The organism is Nostoc sp. NZL, assembly GCF_015714705.1.
GTDB classification, from domain to species: Bacteria; Cyanobacteriota; Cyanobacteriia; order Cyanobacteriales; family Nostocaceae; genus Nostoc; species Nostoc foliaceum_A.
In genome coordinates, this window is record NZ_WBKL01000039.1 from 1 (window position 1) to 23456 (window position 23456).

Sequence of the window (23456 nt, forward strand, 5' to 3'; positions counted from 1 at the left end):
GCTCTAGCATCTTTGTCCTTACTGCTTTTTCTATACTCTCAAAGCTTGTCAACTCTTCTGTTGGCGTATTCCGATAAAGAATTTCTGCTGCTTCCTGCAAACAGGTTTCCAAACGTTTGAAGTCTTCAGGGTTCATAGTAATTGCACTTGCCGCTCTTGTTGCCAGTGTAACTTTTTTCCCAAAATTATACCTGTATTTGCAAAGGTGAGATGCTCCCCAAACTATCGGGTCTATTGTTGCTTTCATGCCTATATCTCGAACATGAAGTGAGTCTGGAAAAAGATCGCTCAATCGGGTGGGTAATTTAGGGGATAAGTTTTCATCAAACAGTAATTTCATGCTGATAATGGAGAAATCATAAGCCGACGTTCACGGTCAGCCGCATAAGCAATACAAGCTTTTAAATCTTCTCGCGTTAGATCGGGAAAATCATCAAGAATTTCTGCTTCGGTCATCTCGGAAGCTAGGTATTCAAGCACCTCATAAACTGTAATTCGCAAGCCACGCACACAAGGCTTACCACCGCGTTTATTCGCTTCAATTGTGATATAGTTTCTGTAATTCATTATGTGGCTAGTGCATTTTTGCCAATTCGTCTGATCGTACCATGTATTTCTGCTAAAAACTCAATAATTTCACCATTAAACATCTTTGAGAAAAGCGATCGCTCAATATCCAAACAAATCAATACTTATATACATAAGCTGACCTGTAATTGTTTAAACTCAGATATTACTATTTACGTATTTATATTGAGAAAAATCCCGCTTTATACTTCAATATAAAGAAAATAATTATACTTAACTACTTGCCTTGGACTTCCTTAATTGCGATCGCTAATCTAGGGTTAGGGAAAAATTAGGTAATACCTGAGAAAAGCAAATAACTTTTAGCAGAGAAAAATAAATGGATTTACTGCTTGCTATCTTTGCTTATGGTGTAGCTGACCGTGGGTTTATCGCCTAATTTAAGGAAAAACCAGGGAATCATTACACATATCCTAGCAAATCCTTACTATATAAGCAATTCCCCAACTTCTTTCCATATAACTGCTGTGGGGCCATTGTCCGCCCAATAGTGCATAAATTTCTACGGGTTTAGCGGAAATTGTTATGCCGAGTTCGTAAGATTTGCCAGTGAAAGCGGCAAAGCGTCTAACAGCTTCGTCATAATAGCGACTATTGCGGTATTTTTTATTGGTTAAGTCAATGGCAAACAAACCATAAAAATAGCGGGGGATGCTTTGAATTGTCTCGACAATTTGACCAAGATTTCTAGCTAAAATTGCATTGCGGGGAACTTCTGTTTCCCAAGCTGTATCCAATGCCCAAGATGCAGATGTCAGGTGAGAACCGCCGCAAATTCCGCAAATGCGAGGCGTGACAATTAATCCGGCTTGGGGGTCTTTACCGCGTAGGATAACTTCAAATCCTCGGAAAAGTTCGGCATGTGTCCAGGCGTTGACTACCCGTCCATGTTCAATATCGACTCGAACATCTAAATCGCCTTCAACTCTACCGACGGGCGAAATGTCTAATGATTGAATTGTCATTTGTCATTTGTCCTTTGTCATTTGTTATTTGTCATTTGTCCTTTGTCATTGGGAATTATTCACTCGCCCCCCCTGTTAAATAGTCGAAATACTTGATTTATCCTAGAGGAAAGTATCAAAAGTTATAGTCATTGGTCAAATTACAAAGGACAAATGACCAATGACTAATGACCAATGACTAAACTGTAAAAAAGTCTTCTTCTGCCCAAGGTGGTGCTGCATCTTTAGCCACCATTGTGAGTAAGGCATAGTCTTTTTTGTTCACCCCTGGCGGTAATTCTTTGGGAACTCCCATTACTGTTTGGGTTTTAAATACGGTTCCTGGTTTGAGGTCAAAGAAGGGAAATTCTGGTTCTGTGCAACCTAAACAAGGCATCCCAGCGCGAGTTTTAGATGAGACGCGGTTCCATAAGATTCGGTTGCAGGAAGAATGAGTCATGGGGCCGCGACAACCCAAGTCATAAAATAGACAGCCTTTACGCTGACCAAATTCGGCGGTTGATGCTTTGTAGGCGAAGTGGATGTTGCGGGTACAACCTGTTTGAGTATAGGTGTTGAAGAAGGTTTGGGGACGATTTAGTTCATCGAAAGCAATGTCTGCTATGCGTCCAGTAGCGATCGCAACTAATATCTGCGTAATCCAGTCGGGATGGGCGGGACATCCAGGTATATTAATTACAGGTAATCCGGCTTGCGATACAAAATCTTTCCCTAAAAAGCCGCCTTCTTGACGTTTGAGAAATTGCAAACCTTCCGATTCGCTGGGATTGGGTGACATGGCGGGAATTCCTCCCCAGGTTGCACAGTCTCCCACAGCAACGATAAATTTAGCAACTTTGGCAAGGTCTGCTAACCAATCTTTCATGGCGCGATCGGCAAACCGATTCCATTCGCCAGTACCGTTGGGGGCATTAACAACACTGCCTTCAAATACCAAGATATCTAAAGGAATTGTGCCAGAAATACAATTCCGTAGCAGTGTTTGTAAATCGTTGCCTAATTCCAGCCCCAAGGAAGGATGCCAAAGTATATTGATACCAAAGTCGGCAATTAAATCGCAGACTGTCGGTTCTTCAGCGTTGAGAAATGACATGGTGTTGCCTGAACAAGCACCACCTTGTAGCCATAGTACGTTAGTCATGGGCTAGGTGTTTTTGTATTGTTTACCATGCATGATTTAGGTGATAATGCTTGTAAAGTCTCACCTGGTTATCAATATTTATTTTTTCATCTTAAGATATTTTTTTATTTAATTCACTTGCATTAAAAAAGAATTAATCATTAACAATAAATTAGATCCTCTCAATATGAGTTTACATGGTTATGTCTGTGATATTTGTAACATCTCTAAAAAATTAAAATAAAAAAAATAAAGTTAACTTTTAGAATGCAACGACAGTTAAGACAGTTAAGACAGTTAAGACAGTTAACAAAATCTTTAATAAATATTTCATAATGCTTTAATTGCTTTATAGGTAAGAGAATCAAGACTCTGACTTTTCCCGTTGAGTCTCTCTAGCAAGATTCCAACCTTCCCTAGGAGACGCTACGCGAACACAGAGGTCGTATAATTTTAACCAGCCTCGCCATAGGATACCAATGAGTGTTTTGCTTTGATGTTCTAGGTAGCCGCCAAGACGAGCGATGCCTAGCCTACGGTGGGCTTTTTACGAGACGCTGCGCGAACGCCAACGCTTCCACAGCCCAACTAACTGTTAGCACCTTGGGGGAATGGCACTAAGAAAAGCTCTAAGCTATGTGGAATAAGGACTAAGGCTTTTAAAGCTATTGAACAGTGTCAGGATGGGTCAGGCAAGTGTCTTTGATGCAGTTTCATGGAAGCGATTGCCGATAAAATTCATTACAAAGAGTGATCGCTGTGCAGAGAGAGTGGAATGAAATCTACGGGAAATATTATATATGTCAACAATTCAATAAAGAATATTGGGATTGTGTCAGGTGATGATACAAAAAGTATTTTAAAAATATTAGGTGTTTAAAGCTGACATTAATATTAGCAATTTCCCCCTAGAATTTTGGAAATAGGGTGTTTTATATTTTAGGGATTGGGAATTGGGTACTGGGCGTTTAGAAAACTTTTCTCCAGTCCCCAGTTACTAATCCCTAGTCTCAGACAAAAAGGGGAATTCCGCCTAAAGGACTCGAAGCCTGCGTAAATCAGTATGGCCCGTGATGAGATGCGTAAATGTGTCTCGTTCATTCATGGGTGTTGGACTCAATTCCCAATTGGCTAGAGTACGGCAGAGTTATGACCCCCAGCATTACAGATTCAGCAGTGAAGGCTGCGATCGCAGCTGTTGCTTCAGAGTCAGCCTCAGCAGAAGAAAAAATCCAGATGCTGATTGAGATAGCACAGGGTTTTCAAAAAAAGCCCAAAGCTGCCCAAGACTTGCGGAATGCAGTTGGCTTATATTACCGGGCCTACGAGATGTGTGGTGAGGAGTATCCCCTACTGAAAGCCAGGGCCAAAGTGGGTATGGCGGGGACGTTACAGGCAATACCGGATGCTGATTACCAACTGTTGATGCAAGCTAAAGTCGGTTATGAAGAGGCGTTACCGATTTTACAACAATTAGCAACGCCAGAGGAAGTGGCAGAAACGCAGATGAATTTTGGGCTGGTGTTGCAGTCGCTAGTGCCATTCAATTTGGCGCGGATAACTGACAGCATCCAGGCTTATCATGAGGCGTTGCGAGTCTTTACTTGGGAGGATTACCCCCAAGAATACGCGATTTTGTATAACAATATTGCGATCGCTTACCTTTCTATGCCCTTAGCATCAGAACGAGAATACTTGCGTCAAGGGTTAGCTGTGCAATCATTTGAGGTGGCGTTAAAGCACATTACTTTGATTGACCATCCTAGAGAATATGCGATGTTGCAAAACAACTTAGGCAACGCTTTGCAATATTTAGTCAGTTCCCATCCTGTAGAGAATAACTTGCGTGCGATCGCAGCTTATAACGAAGCGCTAAAAGTGCGTAATCCCAAAGATACACCTTTAGAGTACGCTAACACAATTTCCAACAAAGCCAACGCCCTATTCAACTTACCAGACGACCCTGAAAAACCAGAAGCTGGTAATCCTCAAAATCTTTTGCAAGCCCGTATCTACTATCAAAGTGCTTTAGAAATATTTACGGAATACCAACAAGTTGCACAAGCAGAGGTAGTAGTCCAAGCATTACAAGATGTAGAAGCAGAAATGAAAGGTTAGGAGTTATGGATCTAAATTGATTCTTAACTCTTTACTTAAACAATGAGGAAAAAACAGCATGAGAGAGATTTTAACAACGCCAAATCTGATAAATTTTCTCACAAGTTTAGCAGATGGCGATCTTAACATAGCAACAGAATTGGTCTGGCTAATTATAGCAACCGCCTTAGCTATGGTTGGCGGTGCAATTGGTGGAATGCTATTAGCTGGTAAAGATATAGGATATCAACTTTCAGCAATGCTTGGTGCATTATTTGCCCCTGCGGGTGTAATTCCTGCCATCTTCTTAGGGCTTGTTGCTTTAAATTTCTTGACAAATTATTAGGAGAAAATATGTTAGAGCTAGGATGGTTATCTGCCAAGTTATTTTTTAAAGGAAAGCTAATACGCAATCCAATATTTTTTGTCAAGCAAACTACTATTGGTATTGCCGTAGGTTTCTTACTGCTAGTGTTACTTGCACAAGCCCCCATTCCCTTCTACCTACCAATCATCTTATCTAGCTTAGTGACGGGCATGATTATGCCGTTTCTCTTCAAAGATTTTAAAATGAAGTGAATTGTCATTGATAAACAACCAATACCCACTTGCCCTGAGTGTTCGCGCAGCGTCTCGTAGAGAAGCCGAAGGGATACCCAATGCCCCATGCCCAATGACAAATGACAAATGACAAATCTTGAAGAATTAATTCAGGAAATTAATCGTTTTGAGGCAATTATATCCGATTGGGATGAAAGCCAACGGTGTGTAGCAGTAGGTCTAAAAAGAGCAATTGAAGCTTTGCATAAAGCTGCATTGACTAATTTGATTAAAAGCCTAAAACAAGAATCAATGCCAGCTTTGCGTCATGCTGTTGCAGATGAATTAGTGTATGCAGTGCTACTGTATCACGAGTTAGTCAAACCACCAAAACCACCATTAGCACAGCGAATTGAAACAGCCCTTGAAGAAGTTCGCCCAGGTTTAAAAAGCCATAATGGGGATGTAGAATTAGTGGCAATTAAGTCACCAGATACAGTAGAAGTTAGATTAATCGGAACTTGCAGCAGTTGTCCGGCTTCTACTTTGACTTTATCTCAGGGAGTAGAACAGGCAATAAAAAACCATTGTCCTGAAATTACTAAAGTTGTCGCAGTCAATAATAGCCCTACTGTTAACAACGCAAATTCTAGTTTAATTAGTCCGTTTTCTTCAAAAATAACTTGTACTTGGATGAAAGTAGCGACCCTTGATGAAGTTCCTGAATTTAGTGTAGTCGCAGTACAACTTGCTGGTACTTCACTAATTTTACATCGTCAAGGCGTTACAGTTAAATGTTACCGTAATGCTTGTACCCATCTAGGATCTCCCTTAGAAAAGGGTAAAGTTGAAAATGGTATTATTACCTGTCCTGCCCACGGATTCCAGTACAAACTAGAGACAGGTAAATGCTTAACCGTGCCTGATGTTTCGCTTCAGTCGTATCTAGTTAAGGTTAAAGAAGATAAGGTTTTTGTGAAACTACAAAAATGATTATGCAAAGGTAAGATTTCAGCAAATCTACTTGGCGACTAGTCAATCACGGCTAATTTGCTTTTTCATTTCAGTAGTTCGCGCATTCATTTTAGCTTTTTGTGCAAGCAAAATGCCCGAATGCTTTCTCAATATCTTTAAATTCATTCTCATTTGTGTAATTCAGGTATTGATTTTAGTGTTTTGAGAAAGTAAAAAAGCATATTACTTTCTCAAAAGCAGCTTTTACTTATTCAAACCCCAGTTTGCTTACTCATTTTGGTGTTTTCCGCAAGCAAAATGAGCTTTTACTTTCTCAAAAGCAGCTTTTACTTATTCATTTTGGTGTTTTCCGCAAGTAAAAGCAGCTTTTACTTACTCATTTTAGTGTTTTCCGCAAGCAAAATAAACTTTTACTTTCTCAAACCCCAGTTTGCTTTCTCATTTCAGTAAATCGCGCACTTATGGCAAAGATTCGCTATGTAGTAAAAGTTACTAAGGATAAGCTGGAGTTTTTTAAGCTTGATTAATATCGAAGGTGATTAAAGGTTTTAATTGAATTTAAAAAAAGCATAATGCAAAACCGTTACTGTTGTTACATGCTAATCAACATTAATGTTTTTAAATAATTATCAGCCTCTATCTGCGGTTCATGGATATCCCAATCATAATTAATCCCATATCACAATTACCGCTAGAAGCAACAGAAATTTCTCAATATTTACCTCTATCACCTCAAGGTGCGGAGGTAATTTTAGGTAACATTATTGAACCAGAACAATTAGTTATACCTGTAGCACCCAATGCCACAACAATGTTTGGCCCTCGTGGTGCTTGTTTGTTATCAGAAACCGGCCCATTATGGGTATCAGATACAGGACATCATCGATTATTAGGATGGAAGAATTTACCCACAAGAGATAGTCAACCGGCTGATTGGGTAATTGGACAGCCTGACTTTTATCATGAAGGACAAAATGCTAAAACTACACCGGGAAAGGCAACCTTAAGTGTACCAACAGGCATTTGTGCTTGCGGCGAAGGGTTAGCTGTCGCAGATGCTTGGAATCATCGAGTTTTAATTTGGAAAAACTTACCAGAAGATAACAATGTTCCAGCAGATTTGGTGTTAGGGCAAGTTAATTTTACTGATAATGAGCCAAATCGAGGTAATCAACAAGCATCTGCTAGTACAATGCACTGGCCTTATGGTGTTTTCTATCATCAAGGACGGCTATTTATTGCTGACACTGGTAATCGAAGACTATTAATTTGGCATCAGTTACCAACAGAAAATGGTCAACCTGCTGATTTAGTTTTAGGACAACCAGATATGATATCTCGCAATGAAAACGGTGGTGATTCTCCAACCGCAGCGAGTATGCGTTGGTGTCACGACATCGCTTTTTGGGGAGAAAATTTGGTTGTCAGCGATGCAGGTAATCACCGAGTGATGATTTGGCAGGGAATGCCAACAGAAAATAATGCTCCTTGTGCTGTGGTTTTAGGGCAAAAAAGCTTTGATTTTGTGGAAATGAATCAAGGAGTTTATTTGCCAAGTGCCAGTAGTTTAAGTATGCCTTATGGTGTGGCGGTGGCTGGAGATTGGTTAGTAGTTGCAGATACTGCTAATTCTCGTTTGGTAGGATGGAGAAAGCCGGAATCAATTTTATCACTGCAAGGGGTAATGGCAGATGGGTTGGCAGGACAAATAAATTTTCAAAGTAAAGGTGAAAATCGTAATTTTGGACTGCCTAAGCGAGATAGTTTAAATTGGTGTTATGGGATAAAAATTTGTGGCAATACGGCGGTGATAGCTGATTCTGGGAATAATCGAATATTGGTGTGGCAGTTTAATAATTTTTAATATGATAAACGAACCGCAAAGTACGCAAAGTACGCAAAGAAAGAAATAAGAAGCTAAGGAAATTTTGCGTAGTCTCATTTCGTAATTTTTGAAAGTCAGATTTATATGGCGACTGAAGAAATTAGAGTTCGCGGTACTGTTCAGGGAGTAGGATTTCGACCTACTGTATATCGTCTTGCTAAAGCTTACGGTTTGTATGGAGATGTTTGTAATGATGGGCAAGGTGTATTAATTCGGGTATCTGGTAGTGAAGAAGCATTAGCAGAATTTGTTGCCAGATTGCAAACAGAATGTCCACCATTAGCAAAAATTAATCAGCTAACTAGAATTCCTTACGAAGGTAAATTTAACTTTAACAATTTTGTGATTTCTAGTAGCGTCAATAATGCCATTAAAACAGAAATTGTCCCTGACGCAGCTACTTGTCCACAATGTCGACAAGAAATATTCGACCCCTTTAGCCGCTTTTATCGCTACCCCTTTACCAATTGCACTCATTGCGGCCCTCGCCTGAGTATTATTCGTGCGATTCCTTATGACAGATGCAATACCAGTATGTCTGCGTTTGTTATATGTCCCGAATGTGCAAAGGAATACCACGATGTTGAAAATCGCCGTTTTCACGCCCAACCTGTAGCTTGTCATGTTTGCGGCCCCACAGCTTGGTTAGAACGCGCTGATGGTAAATCGGTTACTGCGTCCATGTTTTCCATGCTGGATGATGTGGATGCCGTTTGTACCTTGTTGCAAAAGGGTGAGATTGTCGCAATTAAAGGCTTAAGTGGTATTCATTTAGCTTGCGATGCAACTCAGGAAACCGTTGTACAAAAACTGCGGCAGCGTAAAAGGCGCTATCACAAACCATTTGCTTTAATGGCGCGAGATATTGAAATAATTGAACAATATTGTACTGTCAATGCCAAAGAAAAAGAATTATTGACAAGTCCTGCCGCACCAATTGTTTTATTACAAGTAACAGGTAAAAAACTAGTAGCATCATCGGTAGCATCGGGGCAAAATACTCTTGGTTTCATGCTACCTTATACGCCCTTACATCATTTAATTCTGCGGCGGATGAATCGCCCAATTATTTTAACAAGTGGTAATCTTGCCGATGAACCACAATGTATTGATAATGACGAAGCAAGAGAAAAATTAGGGACAATCGCCGATTATTTTCTCTTTCACAATAGAGAGATTATTAATCGGGTAGATGATTCTGTTGTGCGTATTATCGGTGATAAAGTCCAAACAATTCGCCGTGCCAGAGGATATGCACCAGCATCGATTAGTTTACCGCCAGGATTTGACAATGTGCCGCAAATTTTAGCAATGGGTAGTGAGTTAAAAAATACCTTTTGCTTATTACGTGAAGGAGAAGCGATTCTATCTCAACATCTGGGAGATTTAGAAAATGCTGCGGCTTTCAATGCTTACCAAGAGACTTTAAACTTATACTTAAATTTATTTGAACATACACCAGAAGTAATCGCCATTGATAAACATCCTGAATATCTTGCCAGCAAACTTGGTAAAGAACTAGCAGATACAAATCAAATTCCAATTCATCAAATCCAACATCATCACGCCCATATTGCTGCTTGTATGGCAGAAAATGGGATTCCTTTAAATTCACCTCCAGTATTAGGTATTGCTTTAGATGGTTTAGGTTACGGTGATGACGGTACACTCTGGGGCGGAGAATTTCTTTTAGCAGATTATCAGAAATTTCAGCGACTAGCAACATTTAAACCAGTAGCAATGATTGGTGGTGAACAAGCAATTTATCAGCCTTGGCGTAATACCTACGCCCAATTAATAGCTGCTAACCTTTGGGATGATTACCAACAACAGTATGCTGATTTAGAAATCGTAAAATTACTGAATAAAAAACCACTAAAGCTACTAAATCAACTTATAGAGAAAAAAATTAACTCTCCTCCAGCTTCTTCAGTGGGGCGGTTGTTCGATGCAGTAGCGGCGGCTATCGGTATTTGCCCTGAAGAATGTAGCTATGAAGGACAAGCTGCGATCGCAATGGAAGCTATAGTAGATGTTAGCAGCTTAAATAATGATAAAGAAGCGCTAATATATCCTTTTAGTTTTAGCTTTTCAGATAGTATTTACTGTATAGACCCGCGCCCAATGTGGCAAGCCTTACTCTATGACTTGCAACAGCAGATTCCCCAACCAGTTATAGCTGCCAAATTTCACAAAGGTTTAGCTAATGCGATTGTGGAAATGGTTAAGCATCTTTGTGAAGAAAATCTGATTAATCAGGTAGCTTTAACAGGAGGAGTCTTTCAAAATTGTATATTGTTACAGCAAGTTAGCAAACGATTAGAAACATTAGGGATAAAAGTACTAACTCATAGCTTAGTTCCAGCTAATGACGGCGGATTATCTCTAGGACAAGCAGTGATTGCAGCCGCAAAATTAATACACAAGTATTGATATTTAACAACCCTTCTCTGACAAAAAATTCTCTCTGTGTTCTCCGCGCCTCTGCGGTTAGTTTATCTTCAAAATAAAAAAATGTGTTTAGGAATCCCCGGACAAATTATAGAAATTACCAACGTTAACCATAAACTAGCCCTAGTTAACATTGGTGGTGTGAAGCGCGAAGTAAATATTGCCTGCATCGTAGATCAACAACATTCACCCGAAGCTTGTATTGGCGATTGGGTATTAGTCCATGTTGGCTTTGCTATGAATCGAATTAATGAACAAGAAGCAGCAGAAACATTACAACTCCTTCAAGAATTAGCAGCAGCACAAGCAGGAATTAATACTTAAATAATATTTTTTCTCACGCAGAAAACAGTTTCAAACATCTTTCTTCCTTCCTTTGTCTCTCTCTTCCTTCTCTACGAGACGCTGCGCGAACGCGCCCTTCGCGTCCTTTGCGGTTCGTTAAAAAAACTCTCTACCACAAAAACGAAATTAACAGATACATAAAACTCACTACTCCTCACTTCCTATGAAATATGTTGACGAATTCCGCGAACCGGAAAAAGCAGAAGCCATACTCCGCGAAATCACCAAATTAAGCCACCAGCTAGAAAAACCTATCAAAATCATGGAAGTATGCGGGGGACATACTCACTCCATATTTAAATACGGTATCGAAGAAATATTACCCCAAACCATCGAACTGATTCATGGCCCTGGTTGTCCAGTATGCGTTATGCCAAAAGGGAGATTAGATGATGCGATCGCAATCTCTCAAAATCATAACGTCATTTTTGCCACCTTTGGCGACGCAATGCGAGTTCCCGGTTCCAAAACCACTTTACTGCAAGCTAGGGCACAAGGTGCAGACATCCGTATGGTGTACTCTCCCCTAGATAGCCTACAAATTGCCAGAGATAACCCCAACAAAGAAGTAGTTTTCTTCGCATTAGGCTTTGAAACCACAGCCCCCAGCACCGCCTTCACCATTCTGCAAGCAGCAGCCGAAGAAATTCATAACTTTAGTATGTTTAGCAATCACGTCCTCGTGATTCCCGCGCTCAAAGCACTATTAGATAATCCCGACTTACAACTAGATGGATTTGTTGGGCCTGGCCATGTCAGTATGGTAATAGGCAGTGACCCATATCAATTTATTTCCCAACAATATAATAAGCCAATAGTCGTCTCAGGATTTGAACCCTTAGATATTCTCCAATCAATTTGGATGGTGTTGCAACAGCTAATAGAAAATCGTTGTGAAGTTGAAAATCAATATAATCGAATTGTCCAAAAAAGCGGAAACACAGTAGCCCTACAAGCCATAAATAAAGTTTTCACCGTGCGAGATAGTTTTGATTGGCGTGGCTTGGGTGACATCCCCTATTCAGGATTAAAAATTAAACCTGAATATGCTCAATTTGATGCCGAACTTAAATTTCCCATTCCTAATCTCAAAGTAGCCGACCATAAAGCTTGTAAATGTGGAGAAATTCTTAAAGGAGTCTTAAAACCTTGGGAGTGTAAAGTATTCGGTACAGCTTGCACACCAGAAACACCAATCGGTACTTGTATGGTATCTTCCGAAGGTGCTTGTGCAGCCTATTACAAATACGGACGACTCTCCACAATTGCCAAAAGAACAATCGCCCCAAAACCAAAAATAACTCAAGAACCCCTCCCCGCCTGCGGCTTCTCCTCAGACTAATCCTCAGCGTACCTCTGCGCTTCCCTCTGCGTCCCTTTGCGTTTAAAAAAAATTTAATATGAATATTTCCCCCACAAACCCAATACAAAATCCCCTATTCCAAAAAATAGAAAAAGTCCGCCGTCGCCAAAATAAAGTGCAAGACACTCATATAACTCTCGCACATGGTAGCGGTGGTAAAGCCATGCGCGATTTAATAGATGATATCTTTGTCAGCAATTTTGATAATCCAATTCTCTCCCAACTAGAAGACCAAGCCAGCTTCAACTTAGCCAGTCTCATGCAACAAGGAGACAGACTTGCATTTACAACAGATTCTTATGTTGTAGACCCCTTATTTTTTCCTGGTAGTGATATAGGAGAATTAGCCGTAAACGGTACAGTTAATGATTTAGCTGTCAGTGGTGCTAAACCTTTATACCTAACTTGCAGCGTAATTTTAGAAGAAGGATTACCTGTAGAAATCTTACGCCGTGTCGCAACCAGTATGAAAGCAGCCGCAGAAAAAGCTGGTATTCAAATTGTCACTGGTGACACAAAAGTTGTACATCGTGGTGCAGCCGATAAACTCTTTATTAATACTGCTGGTATTGGTATTATCCCACGAGGAGTTAACATTTCTGCCCACAATATTAAACCTGGAGATGCCGTAATAATTAATGGTGAAATAGGCAATCATGGGACAGCAATTCTAATTGCCCGTGGGGAATTAGCCTTAGATACTAATATTGGAAGTGATTGTCAGCCGTTGCATAGTTTAGTAGAAAATATTCTCCATGTATGTCCACAAGTTCATGCTATGCGAGATGCTACACGCGGTGGTTTAGCTACAGTACTAAATGAATTTGCCCTCAGTTCCAACGTAGGAATCCGTCTCTTTGAAGAAACTATTCCGGTGCGCGAAGAAGTCAACGGAGTTTGCGAAATTCTCGGTTTAGACCCACTATATTTAGCTAATGAAGGTAAGTTAGTTGTAGTGGCTCCAAAAGAGAATGCTGACAATATTTTAGCAGCTATGAAATTACACCCAGCAGGTAAAGATGCTTGTATTATTGGCGAAGTTATTACCTCACCCCCAGGTATCGTATTGTTAAAAACAGTTTTTGGTGCTGAAAGGATTGTTGATATGCTGGTAGGCGACCAATTGCCACGAATTTGTTAATATTTAATAGATTTTATAGTATGCACGAACTTGGAATTACCCAAAATATTGTGGCAATTGTGACTGAAAACGCCAAAGGCGCAAAAGTGCAGCGAGTTTTATTAGAAATTGGCAAACTTTCAGCCATTATGCCCGACGCTATCCGATTTTGTTTTGATATTTGCACTCAAGGCACAGTTTTAGAAGGGGCGATATTAGAAATTTTAGAAATTCCCGGCTTAGGTCGATGTCGCCAATGTGGTGCAGAAATTGATTTAGATAAACCATTTGGCATCTGTAACTGCGGTAGCGTGCAATTAGATTTAATTACTGGTGAAGAACTGAAAATTAAAGAAATAGAAATCGAGGAATTATGTGTGTAACCTGCGGTTGTTCTGATGATGGCGAAATAAAAATTACAAATTTAGAAACAGATGAAGCTGAACATAATCATACTCACACTTTACCAGATGGAACTGTCATCACTCATTCCCACAGCCATGATACTCATATAGAAGCGTCTCAAATTCATGCCAAAATACACAATACAACGATATCCTTAGAACAGGATATATTGGCAAAGAATAACCTGCTAGCTGCCCAAAATCGCGGATGGTTTAAAGGTCGAAATATTCTCGCCTTAAATTTAATGAGTTCTCCCGGTGCAGGGAAAACAACTCTTTTAACGCGAACCATCAATGATTTAAAGCATCAATTATCTATTAGTGTCATTGAAGGCGACCAAGAAACTGCTAACGATGCCAAAAAAATTAAAGAAACAGGTTCTAAAGTCATCCAAATCAATACCGGAACAGGCTGTCATTTAGATGCATCAATGATAGATAGGGGTTTACAACAATTGAATCCGCCACTAAATTCAGTTGTGATGATTGAAAATGTAGGAAATTTAGTTTGTCCAGCTTTATTTGATTTGGGAGAACAGGCAAAAGTCGTGATTCTCTCCGTCACGGAGGGAGAAGATAAACCGATAAAATACCCGCATATGTTCCGTGCTAGTGACATCATGATTCTGACTAAAATTGATTTGCTACCTTATGTGGATTTTGATGTTAAAAACTGCATAGAATATGCTAAAGAAGTAAATCCCCAAGTTCAGATTTTTCAGGTTTCTGCAACTACTGGTGCTGGGTTAGAGAATTGGTATGCGTGGCTAACTGAAAAGGTAACAAACTTGTCAGTACTACTTCCTTCTCAATCTTAAAAACCTGTCATCACAAATTTAAGTCACTGTATTACTAAATCCCTCTATGGGTTCATGAAAACTTGAAGTATTTTTGCAATATAGGAGATGCATACTGCCATTTTCCTATCTGTGCGTAAATCCTCATGGCTAAAGTTGAAGAATTGACACCCCAGCAACTCTCTGAAACAAACCTGAAACCACGAGGGAGAGTTTATCCGAGTCCTATCAGTTGGCGCGACCAGTTTTTGTACCAATTGCTATTAGATAGGTTCAGTGATGATAATGAAAATCAAAGGGAACTCTTTGACCGCAATAACCTTTTAAAATTCCAGGTTAAAGATAAAGCTGGCTGGATGGCAGCAGGTACAAACTTTGTTGGTGGTACTCTTAGGGGAATTAAGAGTAAGTTAGACTATTTGCAACGATTGGGAGTAACAACGCTGTGGATTAATCCACCTTGGCGACAACGTTCTGAATTAGAAGCTTACCACAGCGATCGCATCCAAGACTTCTTAAATATTGACCCCCACTTTGGCACTCCTCAAGATTTAAGAGATTTAATTGATGCTGCCCACGATCGCAGGATGTATGTAATCCTAGATGTAATTTACAACCAGACTGCTGATAACTGGTTCAACAGAAATGACGTAATTGCAGCTTTAGCCAGAGTTTATCAATATTGGATTGCTCTTTCTGACTGTGATGGCTTGCGGATAGATTCCCTTAAGCACGTTTCCCCTGAAGATTCCCGCAAATTCTGCACTGCAATTCGTGAGTACGCTGAATCTATCGGTAAAGACAACTTTTTACTGACTGGGGAAATAACCTCCGGTAGTATGGCTGGTGCTTACATAGACATTATTGCTCGCAACCTTAGTGCTGTATTAGACATCGCACAGACCCCTAATGAATTGGCTGCATTCGCAAAAGGGTTAGTACACCCCAAGCAATTTTTCGATTTGTATAGCGAAAACAATCTCGCTGGAGAATACCGCCAAATTGGCACATATCATGTTTCTATCTTGGATGACGATGAAATGTCATCCCGGACTCATAAGCAGCGATTTGCCGCATACAGTAATGTGCCTAATCTCTATGAGCAAGTTGCTCATGCTGTCGGTGTCCAATTAACTATGCCAGGAATTCCTGCTATTTATTATGGAACAGAACAGGCTTTTGATGGGAATGAAGGTTATCACGATTACAGCATAGAAGGTGGCAGGTTTGCCGAAGATAGATATATCAAAGAAGCAATGTTTGGCGGTGCTTTTGGCGCATTTCAAACAGCAGACTGTCATTTCTTCGATATCGACCATCCTACTTATTTGCGGATAGCTGCGATCGCGCGGATTCGCAACAGTCACGATAAAATTGGTAAAGCATTGCGCCGTGGACATCATTACCTGCGCGAAACATCCTTTTGTAACTCCCCCTTCTCAATTCCCGGACAAGGCGAATTAGTTGCTTGGTCACAGACTTTATTTGACACAGAAGTGTTGATGGTGCTGAATACCAACGGCTTAGAAAATCGCGGTGCAGAAGTGACAGTAGATACTTACATGCATCCTCAAGACTCGACCATGACCTTTTTATACAAAAGCGATTGGAGCGATTCATATTTACGCCACCCACCCCGCGACCAAACTGTAGCTGTACAACATCATAATGACCGTCGAGCAACTGTGCGAATTGATTTGCCTCCTTCGGGAATGGTGATTTTGGCGTAAGCAAACACCAACATTTGGGCAAAGCTCTGGTTTTATCAAAATGCTTTGCCCTGCAATTACGAAATATCTACATTCTAATTTTCATCGAAATCTTCTTAATGGTTTATGTCCTTCTTGTAGACAATTTGTTGGCAAATCGTTGCCACTCACTTTAAAGTCAAAACATGACAAAAATAGATAGTTATGACTACCAACAAAATATCCGATATAGCCAATAATTAAAAGTATCACAATCAATTTTATAATCAGCTTTTTAGACAGATGAATAATGTCTTCATTAATAATCGCAAAAACCATATAAAGGGTATAAGGTAGGCAAATCAGATAAACAACAATTCCTAAGCCGAGACTAACTATCTTTCGCAAAGCACCCGTCGTAGAAACTTCATGGAAAGGCACAAAAGGCAGGATAAACCACAATGTAGGGATACTCATCACCAGTAATCCTGGCCATGTAATTGGTGAACGGTTGCGTGGAAGTAAAAGGCACGCTAGGAGAGTTGCTGATGAAGCTACCCAAATTAAGAAGATTTTCTCAAAGAAAATAACTTTAAAGGCTCCCAAGTTAAAGCTGAGATCCCACATACTTAGAGATAGTGTAATGGCAGCTAACAGGAAACTCTTGATTTTTAGATTAATGTGCTGCTCCATTTCTTGATCATTCATCTCTTCTCTGAGATAGTGTTTTTACTTAAACATATTTCTAGCAAAAACTTTCGCTAAATACCTCTGAAGAATCATGAAAAACGGGATAAATATATTCCAAAATTGAAGACTCGGATTTAAATTAGCCACATTATATCTCCAAGTAAATAATCACTATGGACAATATAATTACTTACAACAACGATAAAGGACTTCTTGCTTACATTCAATTTCTGGCATCTAGTGCCCACAAAATCGGAGATGGTAATACTAATAGAGTATTTGACTTCGAGGACGCACTCGACCAAATAGAAATGGCACAGCTAGCTGTTGATGAACTAAAAAAAATCCCTGAAGTGAACGCTTTATTTGCAGAACGCTGGCTACCGGCCCCTTTCAATTTAGATGATTTAGGCAAACTCCCAGAAGGAACACTAGGTCATGTTTATGCGAGAGAAATGAAAGCTAGAGGATTCGATCCCTACTTTTATAAAAAAGTTCCTGTTGTTGATGACATTTCCTATCTTAAAATGCTTTGGAGATCCACCCATGACATATATCATGTAGTTGCTGGATTTGACACAAATGTAGTTGGTGAAATTGGTCTACAAGCTTTTTTCTTAGCTCAGACTCCAATTCCCATCAACGTGATGCTTTTGAGTTTTGGTATGGCGATGATTAGCCTTTATCAACCTACTAATTTGAAAGCTTTAATGACAGAAATATCTCGTGGCTACAAGTTGGGTTCTCATACTCCAGGTAAATTTATCGCGCAAAAATGGGATCAACTTTGGGATGTGCCAGTCAGCGAAATTCGTGAGCATCTGGGAGTATATTCTACACCGTAAAACTGCTATTTAAGAGTAGCTTTGATAACAATTGCAACACCCTGCACTTTAGGAGTACAGGGTGGAAGACAGCTATATTTTGTGTGATTCCCAGTTTCTATTTACCTCAAAGCCAATCTCGATAAGCAGATATTTCATTTACGCTGATTTCAAATGGCATCCCCTTACCAAATGGCGGATAAACGCGGATTTTGCCATTGCTAGCAAACCGCTCTAACCTATTACCTAACTGGGCAATATTGCTAACAATATGCCAGTAAGATACTAAATCAGGGCAGTCAACAATTAATGTGAGGATGCTAGCATTTGTTGTGATATACCACTGACAATTAGATAATAGGACTCGCGTAATGCGATCGCAGGCTAAATAAAAGCATCTGCCAGTAGACTGTTCTAGCTCCATTTGCAGCATTCCATCCTGTTTCGTTACCTCAGTGGGAGGTAAATCATCGGGAGGAAGCAGGTATAGTTTAGAAGACATAATTTCGCACCTCTTGGTTGTAGCGCGTCAAACTGTCCAGGTTTTTTTGCAGATCCGCAGACGAGGGTTTGAGTGCTAGGGTACCTAAATTTAATTCGTCCTGAAATTTCTTGATTTTGTCTCGACAAGTCTCCACATCACCAATAATTGAATTTTCAATCAAATAATCTTCATCGAAACAAATGTTTGTGCGATCAAATGGTTTTTGGTTGGTATTTGCACTATTCTGCAATACTTGAGCCGTATTAGCTTTCATTTTCTGGCTAAATTGGCGAACGAAAGGCAATGCCTCACTCACTGCCTCATCAAATGTTTTGCCAACATAAAAAAAGCGTGCCAGCACGAAGTTTTCTGCACCACTAGAATTTAAGGCTCGATATTTAGCAACAGTATCCTTCAATCTCTGTAGGGAGAATGGCGGCCCACCCATCAAGCTGAAGGAATGTTTAGCAGCAAACTCGATACCATCATCACCGCCAGTGGCAACATATACTGGTATTTGTTGCTGCAATGGTTTTGGGTAAATTGTCAAGCGATCGCATTGATAATACTTGCCATTAAATGATACATCAGTTGCATATAACAGCTTTTGAATCAATGCGATCGCCTCTAGCATCTTAGGACGGGCTTCACTGGGGAGTGTCGCAAAATGCTTGTTTTGTTGGGGAAAGGGGCCGCCTTTAGCAACTCCAAATAATAATCGTCCATTGCACAGGTTATCCAAGGTGGCGATATCTTCCGCTACCCGAATCGGGTTATGAAATGGCAGTAACACCGCCGCAGTGCCTAATTGGATAGTTGAAGTCAGCCCCGCCAAGTGCGCCACTAACAGCAACATGGAGGGGCTGAGATTGGATTCACTAAAATGATGCTCACTCACCCAGGCTGACTCAAAACCTAAACTTTCCGCCTGTTTTACCAGCGCGACTTGCTCAAAGATGGCACGACGAGCATCTTGGTGATGATTATCGTAATTGCAGAAAATTCCAGTTTTCATTACTTGCGTTGATACTTTGTGCTGGCTATTCTAGTGGTCAATATGTTCGTAGTAAGCACTTTAGTGCTTATATATTTGAGGACTAATGTCCTCTCTACAAACACATTTACTCCTCTCCATTAATGCGATAAATGACTAATTTGCAACCCACTGCAACTCCAACCATAGGCGTGGGTTATTGTGTTTAACCTTCGACATCGGATCGCGCAACAATCGCTTGGCATTCATGCAGACTACCTGCACTAGACCCATATTGTCTGCTACTTCTCTGAGAATTTCTTTGTGGGCTTGCACACAGGAAATCATTTCGGCAGAGCAATAAATTCCTATATATTGCAAGCGTCTAGCAGGTCGTCCCCAAAAACAGGTGATGACTTTCACATAACACCCGTCTAGTAATTCCCCAACTTTTGGGTAGTAGTGGTTGAGGACTCTTGTGAATTCTTTGGCTAAGATATCTTCAGCAATCATTGGAACTGATATTTCTGTAGCGTCCATCACGCTATTTAATATAACATAATTTTGTCATTTAAATATGACACAATAGCTTATTAGGCTTTAATAAAATATTAAATATTGCAAAAAAAGGAGGCGTACCTTATTTAGTATCGCCTCCGATTTGCGTAAAGCATCTTTATATTAAAAATTCGTAATTCGTAATGACGCTCGTGGACTCGCTACCGCTGCGCTAACGTAATTCGTAATTAAATCAAGGATCAAAGTAAGCGACCTCCACAGGTTTTACTATTCATTATGGGTAGGGTCTAAATCCCAATCTATAAGCGCAGCGGTAGTGAGTCCGCAAACGTCAACGAATTACGAACTATTGTTGAATTCTAAATTTTGAATTTTTAATTATTATCGAGCATTGCGTTCACAAACCAAGACCTCTGCTACAATATCCGGCACATTTATAAAGTCCGTAAATCCTTCAGAACCACGGATTGGTGATATAAATGTATAGTTTGGATCACACACTCCATTGTCATATACTTGAATAAACCACCTATCTGGAAATCCTTCTACACCTAGTTCCACAGTGTACCAACTCTCGCCAATCAGACGAGAGTTAAAGATTGTAAACCACTCTCGATTCTCTTCTGAAATATTCCAATCTGCCATGAGTAGCTCTAAAGCTATTTGTCCCGCATCCGTTGAAGTCAACAGCATTTTTACTCCTTATTGGCAGCTTCAGGATTTACAACTTCAGTATTGGGAACTTCCGGATATAAACCTAGTTCTTTAGCTAGCTCACGCGCCACAAAAAATAAAAATTTGGCACCATCTTGATTGCCTTCATGGGCAAACATAGTTGCCACTTGTAACATTGTTTCTACGAAACCAGAGTCAATTAATTCTGGCTTAGATTCTAAAATTTCTGGTTCTTGACCATTAGGACATTTGAGCAATTCATCAATCAGATTAAAATACAGTTGCTGGCGTTGTTCTGACATGATATTTTTGTTGATTTTAGTGAGTTAATTGGGAATTGGTCACTGTTCGATACTTTGTTGCCACAGTCTTTCCAACATTTCAACTTGTTCTTTTAAAACAGCAGCACGATGAACAAGATATCTGTCGTAAAAGAGAATCCCTAAACCAACACAAATAGGGATTAACAAGAAGAACCATTGCAGGATAGTGGCAAATTTATATTGTTCAGCAACAGTCAGCATTTGATGAATCAAATTACGGTCAGAGGATTGGATGCTAGCCTGAGGGGAATATGTACCCTCTGTTCGGGGAGCCAACGCAGGAGCATCTGTACTAGTCTTGTTAACTTCGCAGGCTAAATTCTGGGATTTTACTAACTCTAAATGTCGCTCCCAAACTATGCCAAATACTACTACTCCTGGAGAAAGCACTGCTAAGGTAACTACGCAAACTGTAAGAACATTTAAAAGTTTGGCTTTCATCTTGGCTCTCCCTTGCTAGGTAGTATGCACCCAGTAAGAAAATATCTTTTGCTGTTTATCTAAAGTAGCTATATATCTCTACCTCTCAAACAGTTTTGATATTAAAATATGTGTAAACGGTAATTTTCTGAATCGTTAGTTGTCAGTTGTTTTTTTAATTACCACTGACTACTGGCTACTGAAAAGTTACCAACATTTTCACAAAAAGGAGGATTATTCAGTCAGAAATAACGCACTCAGATTCAAAGAATCCGATTTCATCCAACTCTCAAAAGAGAGATTAAGAAGTCCCCCCTAGTTCACTAAGCTTTCGCTCAGGAATGTTGGGGGGTAGAGGGGAATCTCTGCGTAAATCCTATACGATTTATATCAGCCGCTCTCCACAAAACAGTTTACCCCAGCCACGTTAAAATTATTAAATTCATTAGAATAGTACTCAAAGGCTGCAATCCTCACCTGATAAGACTTTAAAAAAATCATTGGGGTATGGGTGCTAGTGTTTTTGAGACGGGGTACTAGTGTTTTCGAGGTGGGGTTCTGGTGTTTTTGCACTCAACCTAAAAGCAATGTAGGCAATGGTTAAGGACTGTTATTGATGCAATTTCGGGTTGATAAAATCTGCACTCAAAAGAAAATATCAATGTCTGGTGATAAAGATAGACTAATAATTCAAGAAAAGCAATTAAATGTTTTGAAAGTAAATTATATTTCCATAACAAATAGAAGATATTGCAATATGATGCCTCCGCCTGCGGTGACCTCCTGAAAAAGAGGATAATAAGAAGCAAGAGCAAGCCTTTTTAAGGGGAGTCGGAGGTATCTTCGAGGAATAAACACGTTAACCGAACCGGATTAGTAGATATTCAAAATAATGGTAAAAATTATTTATAGATACAGAATTACAAAAATTGAATCTCAGCCCAAAAAACAATAGTCAATAACTGTAAATGGTAAAATAAAAGCATGGCAAGCTAGCCGTCTGCTGAAGTGAGAATCAATGGTAACATCTGATAAAAGTTCTTCCTAAACTTTCATATTTTGTGGTTTAGTTAGAATACATAGTATATGCACTCATTGTAACTAAACTGCAAATTAAATACACAAAAGCTTATTGTTATAAGTAAATACTCTGTACTAAGATTTAGGATTTTAGGAGTTAAATAATGCGGATTGCTCAAGACATAACAGAACTGATTGGACGGACTCCTTTAGTTCAACTGAACAAGATTCCTCAAGCTGAGGGAGTAGTAGCAAGGATAGTTGTCAAATTAGAAGGTATGAACCCAGCGGCTTCGGTGAAAGACCGCATTGGTTTAAGTATGGTACTCTCAGCAGAAGCGGCTGGCTCAATTTCCCCTGGAAAGACCATTTTAGTTGAGCCTACCTCTGGTAACACAGGAATTGCTTTAGCGATGGTAGCTGCGGCGCGTGGCTACCGTTTGATTTTGACAATGCCAGAGACAATGAGCCAAGAACGACGGGCTATGCTGAGAGCTTATGGTGCATCTTTGGAGTTGACACCAGGCGCTGAGGGAATGCGGGGAGCGATTCGCAAAGCCGAAGAAATTGTTGCTAATACTCCCGATGCTTTTATGCTGCAACAGTTCCGCAACCCTGCCAATCCCAAAGTTCACCAGGAAACCACCGCCGAAGAAATTTGGGCAGATACAGACGGGGAAGTGGATATGGTCATTGCTGGGGTAGGTACTGGTGGAACGATTACTGGGATTGCAGAAGTCCTCAAACAGCGCAAACCGACATTTAAAGCGATCGCAGTTGAACCCAGCAACAGCCCAGTCCTCTCAGGTGGTGAAGCCGGGCCACACAGAATTCAAGGTATTGGTGCCGGATTTATCCCCGATGTTCTCCGCCTAGAATTGGTTGATGAAGTAATTAGAGTCAGCGATGAACAAGCGATCGCATTTGGACGACGTTTGGCAAAAGAAGAAGGCTTATTGTCTGGGATATCCTCTGGCGCAGCTTTGTGTGCCGCAATTCAAGTAGGTAAACGCCCAGAAAATGCCGGACGTTTAATTGTAATGATTCAGCCTTCCTTCGGCGAACGTTACCTCAGCACCCCCATGTTTCAGGATTTGTCCTTAGAAACTGCTGGCGTGCGTTAAAGAGAGTAGGAAAGAAGACAATGGTCTGGGGAAAGGGGAAAAAGGTAAATCCCTTTTTCCCCTTTA

The 23456-nt window shown here is 40.2% G+C and carries 24 protein-coding genes and 1 pseudogene; 14 read left to right on the forward strand and 11 right to left on the reverse strand.

Annotation, left to right across the window (positions count from 1 at the left end):
- From F8R90_RS32665 to F8R90_RS05375, 4 genes and pseudogenes are all read right to left on the reverse strand, one after another.
- The coding region (locus F8R90_RS32665; protein ID WP_230966126.1) for a DUF5615 family PIN-like protein at positions 1-340 on the reverse strand (340 nt) is incomplete at its 3' end.
- Complete coding sequence (locus F8R90_RS05365) at positions 337-567, reverse strand: DUF433 domain-containing protein (protein ID WP_114083639.1); 231 nt, start codon at positions 565-567, stop codon at positions 337-339. The genes F8R90_RS32665 and F8R90_RS05365, both read right to left, overlap by 4 nt.
- Positions 568-1043: 476 nt before the next feature.
- Positions 1044-1553 (reverse strand): annotated as a pseudogene (locus F8R90_RS05370) (nickel-dependent hydrogenase large subunit); the annotation flags it as partial.
- 178 nt (positions 1554-1731) lie between these two features.
- On the reverse strand, positions 1732-2694 hold the full coding sequence (locus F8R90_RS05375) for a hydrogenase small subunit (RefSeq protein WP_114083637.1): 963 nt from the start codon (positions 2692-2694) through the stop codon (positions 1732-1734).
- 1128 nt (positions 2695-3822) lie between these two features.
- On the opposite strand from F8R90_RS05375, the gene F8R90_RS05380 reads away from it, so the two are divergent.
- From F8R90_RS05380 to F8R90_RS05435, 12 genes are all read left to right on the forward strand, one after another.
- Complete coding sequence (locus tag F8R90_RS05380; protein WP_196509933.1) at positions 3823-4791, forward strand: hypothetical protein; 969 nt, start codon at positions 3823-3825, stop codon at positions 4789-4791.
- Between the two features lie 58 nt (positions 4792-4849).
- On the forward strand, positions 4850-5116 hold the full coding sequence (locus F8R90_RS05385) for a hypothetical protein (RefSeq protein ID WP_185586131.1): 267 nt from the start codon (positions 4850-4852) through the stop codon (positions 5114-5116).
- A gap of 8 nt (positions 5117-5124) precedes the next feature.
- Entirely contained in the window at positions 5125-5349 is a 225-nt protein-coding gene (locus F8R90_RS05390; protein ID WP_196509895.1) for a hypothetical protein, read from the forward strand.
- A gap of 108 nt (positions 5350-5457) precedes the next feature.
- Positions 5458-6303, forward strand: a complete 846-nt coding sequence (locus F8R90_RS05395; protein ID WP_196509896.1) for a NifU family protein — start codon at positions 5458-5460, stop codon at positions 6301-6303.
- Positions 6304-6934: 631 nt separating this feature from the next.
- The gene (locus F8R90_RS05400) at positions 6935-8149 is read left to right on the forward strand and encodes a hypothetical protein (RefSeq protein WP_196509897.1); all 1215 of its coding nucleotides are present in this window, start codon (positions 6935-6937) and stop codon (positions 8147-8149) included.
- Between the two features lie 105 nt (positions 8150-8254).
- Complete coding sequence (gene hypF, locus F8R90_RS05405) at positions 8255-10603, forward strand: carbamoyltransferase HypF (protein WP_196509898.1); 2349 nt, start codon at positions 8255-8257, stop codon at positions 10601-10603.
- An 81-nt stretch (positions 10604-10684) separates the two neighbouring features.
- Positions 10685-10945, forward strand: coding sequence for a HypC/HybG/HupF family hydrogenase formation chaperone (locus F8R90_RS05410; RefSeq protein WP_196509899.1), 261 nt, complete (start codon positions 10685-10687; stop codon positions 10943-10945).
- Between the two features lie 184 nt (positions 10946-11129).
- Positions 11130-12308, forward strand: a complete 1179-nt coding sequence (gene hypD / locus F8R90_RS05415) for a hydrogenase formation protein HypD (protein WP_196509900.1) — start codon at positions 11130-11132, stop codon at positions 12306-12308.
- Between the two features lie 58 nt (positions 12309-12366).
- A complete protein-coding gene (gene hypE / locus F8R90_RS05420; RefSeq protein WP_196509901.1) occupies positions 12367-13470 on the forward strand; it encodes a hydrogenase expression/formation protein HypE in 1104 nt (367 codons plus the stop codon).
- Between the two features lie 20 nt (positions 13471-13490).
- On the forward strand, positions 13491-13832 hold the full coding sequence (hypA, locus tag F8R90_RS05425; RefSeq protein WP_196509902.1) for a hydrogenase maturation nickel metallochaperone HypA: 342 nt from the start codon (positions 13491-13493) through the stop codon (positions 13830-13832).
- Positions 13823-14671 (forward strand): hydrogenase nickel incorporation protein HypB, encoded by an 849-nt coding sequence (gene hypB / locus F8R90_RS05430; RefSeq protein WP_196509903.1) that lies wholly within the window; start codon positions 13823-13825, stop codon positions 14669-14671. The genes hypA and hypB overlap by 10 nt, the downstream gene beginning before the upstream one ends.
- Before the next feature lie 125 nt (positions 14672-14796).
- Positions 14797-16380: an alpha-amylase family glycosyl hydrolase gene (locus F8R90_RS05435; protein WP_196509904.1), complete on the forward strand. Its 1584-nt coding sequence runs from the start codon at positions 14797-14799 to the stop codon at positions 16378-16380.
- 81 nt (positions 16381-16461) lie between these two features.
- Here the strand turns inward: F8R90_RS05435 and F8R90_RS05440 are convergent, their stop codons facing one another.
- The gene (locus F8R90_RS05440; RefSeq protein ID WP_196509905.1) at positions 16462-17046 is read right to left on the reverse strand and encodes a hypothetical protein; all 585 of its coding nucleotides are present in this window, start codon (positions 17044-17046) and stop codon (positions 16462-16464) included.
- Between the two features lie 155 nt (positions 17047-17201).
- Between F8R90_RS05440 and F8R90_RS05445 the strand changes: the two genes are divergently transcribed.
- Positions 17202-17873: a Coq4 family protein gene (locus tag F8R90_RS05445; RefSeq protein ID WP_190890021.1), complete on the forward strand. Its 672-nt coding sequence runs from the start codon at positions 17202-17204 to the stop codon at positions 17871-17873.
- A 106-nt stretch (positions 17874-17979) separates the two neighbouring features.
- Here the strand turns inward: F8R90_RS05445 and F8R90_RS05450 are convergent, their stop codons facing one another.
- The 6 genes from F8R90_RS05450 to F8R90_RS05475 all read right to left on the reverse strand — a co-directional run bounded on the left by F8R90_RS05450 (position 17980) and on the right by F8R90_RS05475 (position 21267).
- Positions 17980-18354 (reverse strand): hypothetical protein, encoded by a 375-nt coding sequence (locus tag F8R90_RS05450; protein WP_181930331.1) that lies wholly within the window; start codon positions 18352-18354, stop codon positions 17980-17982.
- The gene (locus tag F8R90_RS05455; RefSeq protein WP_196509906.1) at positions 18344-19351 is read right to left on the reverse strand and encodes an LLM class flavin-dependent oxidoreductase; all 1008 of its coding nucleotides are present in this window, start codon (positions 19349-19351) and stop codon (positions 18344-18346) included. The genes F8R90_RS05450 and F8R90_RS05455 overlap by 11 nt, the downstream gene beginning before the upstream one ends.
- A 135-nt stretch (positions 19352-19486) precedes the next feature.
- Positions 19487-19849, reverse strand: a complete 363-nt coding sequence (locus tag F8R90_RS05460; RefSeq protein ID WP_196509907.1) for a hypothetical protein — start codon at positions 19847-19849, stop codon at positions 19487-19489.
- 360 nt (positions 19850-20209) lie between these two features.
- Entirely contained in the window at positions 20210-20521 is a 312-nt protein-coding gene (locus F8R90_RS05465) for a hypothetical protein (RefSeq protein WP_196509908.1), read from the reverse strand.
- 2 nt (positions 20522-20523) lie between these two features.
- Positions 20524-20805, reverse strand: a complete 282-nt coding sequence (locus tag F8R90_RS05470; RefSeq protein WP_196509909.1) for a hypothetical protein — start codon at positions 20803-20805, stop codon at positions 20524-20526.
- A 39-nt stretch (positions 20806-20844) separates the two neighbouring features.
- Positions 20845-21267, reverse strand: a complete 423-nt coding sequence (locus F8R90_RS05475; protein WP_196509910.1) for a hypothetical protein — start codon at positions 21265-21267, stop codon at positions 20845-20847.
- A gap of 1163 nt (positions 21268-22430) precedes the next feature.
- On the opposite strand from F8R90_RS05475, the gene cysK reads away from it, so the two are divergent.
- On the forward strand, positions 22431-23390 hold the full coding sequence (gene cysK, locus F8R90_RS05480; RefSeq protein ID WP_196509911.1) for a cysteine synthase A: 960 nt from the start codon (positions 22431-22433) through the stop codon (positions 23388-23390).
- Positions 23391-23456: the final 66 nt, after the last annotated feature.

Excerpts from the sequence above, each read along its gene's own strand:
- F8R90_RS05365 (WP_114083639.1), bottom strand. The coding sequence starts at position 567 with ATGAATTACAGAAACTATATCACAATTGAAGCGAATAAACGCGGTGGT.
- F8R90_RS05375 (WP_114083637.1), bottom strand. The coding sequence starts at position 2,694 with ATGACTAACGTACTATGGCTACAAGGTGGTGCTTGTTCAGGCAACACC.
- F8R90_RS05380 (WP_196509933.1), top strand. The coding sequence starts at position 3,823 with ATGACCCCCAGCATTACAGATTCAGCAGTGAAGGCTGCGATCGCAGCT.
- F8R90_RS05385 (WP_185586131.1), top strand. The coding sequence starts at position 4,850 with ATGAGAGAGATTTTAACAACGCCAAATCTGATAAATTTTCTCACAAGT.
- F8R90_RS05390 (WP_196509895.1), top strand. The coding sequence starts at position 5,125 with ATGTTAGAGCTAGGATGGTTATCTGCCAAGTTATTTTTTAAAGGAAAG.
- F8R90_RS05395 (WP_196509896.1), top strand. The coding sequence starts at position 5,458 with ATGACAAATCTTGAAGAATTAATTCAGGAAATTAATCGTTTTGAGGCA.
- F8R90_RS05400 (WP_196509897.1), top strand. The coding sequence starts at position 6,935 with ATGGATATCCCAATCATAATTAATCCCATATCACAATTACCGCTAGAA.
- hypF (WP_196509898.1), top strand. The coding sequence starts at position 8,255 with ATGGCGACTGAAGAAATTAGAGTTCGCGGTACTGTTCAGGGAGTAGGA.
- F8R90_RS05410 (WP_196509899.1), top strand. The coding sequence starts at position 10,685 with ATGTGTTTAGGAATCCCCGGACAAATTATAGAAATTACCAACGTTAAC.
- hypD (WP_196509900.1), top strand. The coding sequence starts at position 11,130 with ATGAAATATGTTGACGAATTCCGCGAACCGGAAAAAGCAGAAGCCATA.
- hypE (WP_196509901.1), top strand. The coding sequence starts at position 12,367 with ATGAATATTTCCCCCACAAACCCAATACAAAATCCCCTATTCCAAAAA.
- hypA (WP_196509902.1), top strand. The coding sequence starts at position 13,491 with ATGCACGAACTTGGAATTACCCAAAATATTGTGGCAATTGTGACTGAA.
- hypB (WP_196509903.1), top strand. The coding sequence starts at position 13,823 with ATGTGTGTAACCTGCGGTTGTTCTGATGATGGCGAAATAAAAATTACA.
- F8R90_RS05435 (WP_196509904.1), top strand. The coding sequence starts at position 14,797 with ATGGCTAAAGTTGAAGAATTGACACCCCAGCAACTCTCTGAAACAAAC.
- F8R90_RS05440 (WP_196509905.1), bottom strand. The coding sequence starts at position 17,046 with ATGAATGATCAAGAAATGGAGCAGCACATTAATCTAAAAATCAAGAGT.
- F8R90_RS05445 (WP_190890021.1), top strand. The coding sequence starts at position 17,202 with ATGGACAATATAATTACTTACAACAACGATAAAGGACTTCTTGCTTAC.
- F8R90_RS05450 (WP_181930331.1), bottom strand. The coding sequence starts at position 18,354 with ATGTCTTCTAAACTATACCTGCTTCCTCCCGATGATTTACCTCCCACT.
- F8R90_RS05455 (WP_196509906.1), bottom strand. The coding sequence starts at position 19,351 with ATGAAAACTGGAATTTTCTGCAATTACGATAATCATCACCAAGATGCT.
- F8R90_RS05460 (WP_196509907.1), bottom strand. The coding sequence starts at position 19,849 with ATGGACGCTACAGAAATATCAGTTCCAATGATTGCTGAAGATATCTTA.
- F8R90_RS05465 (WP_196509908.1), bottom strand. The coding sequence starts at position 20,521 with ATGCTGTTGACTTCAACGGATGCGGGACAAATAGCTTTAGAGCTACTC.
- F8R90_RS05470 (WP_196509909.1), bottom strand. The coding sequence starts at position 20,805 with ATGTCAGAACAACGCCAGCAACTGTATTTTAATCTGATTGATGAATTG.
- F8R90_RS05475 (WP_196509910.1), bottom strand. The coding sequence starts at position 21,267 with ATGAAAGCCAAACTTTTAAATGTTCTTACAGTTTGCGTAGTTACCTTA.
- cysK (WP_196509911.1), top strand. The coding sequence starts at position 22,431 with ATGCGGATTGCTCAAGACATAACAGAACTGATTGGACGGACTCCTTTA.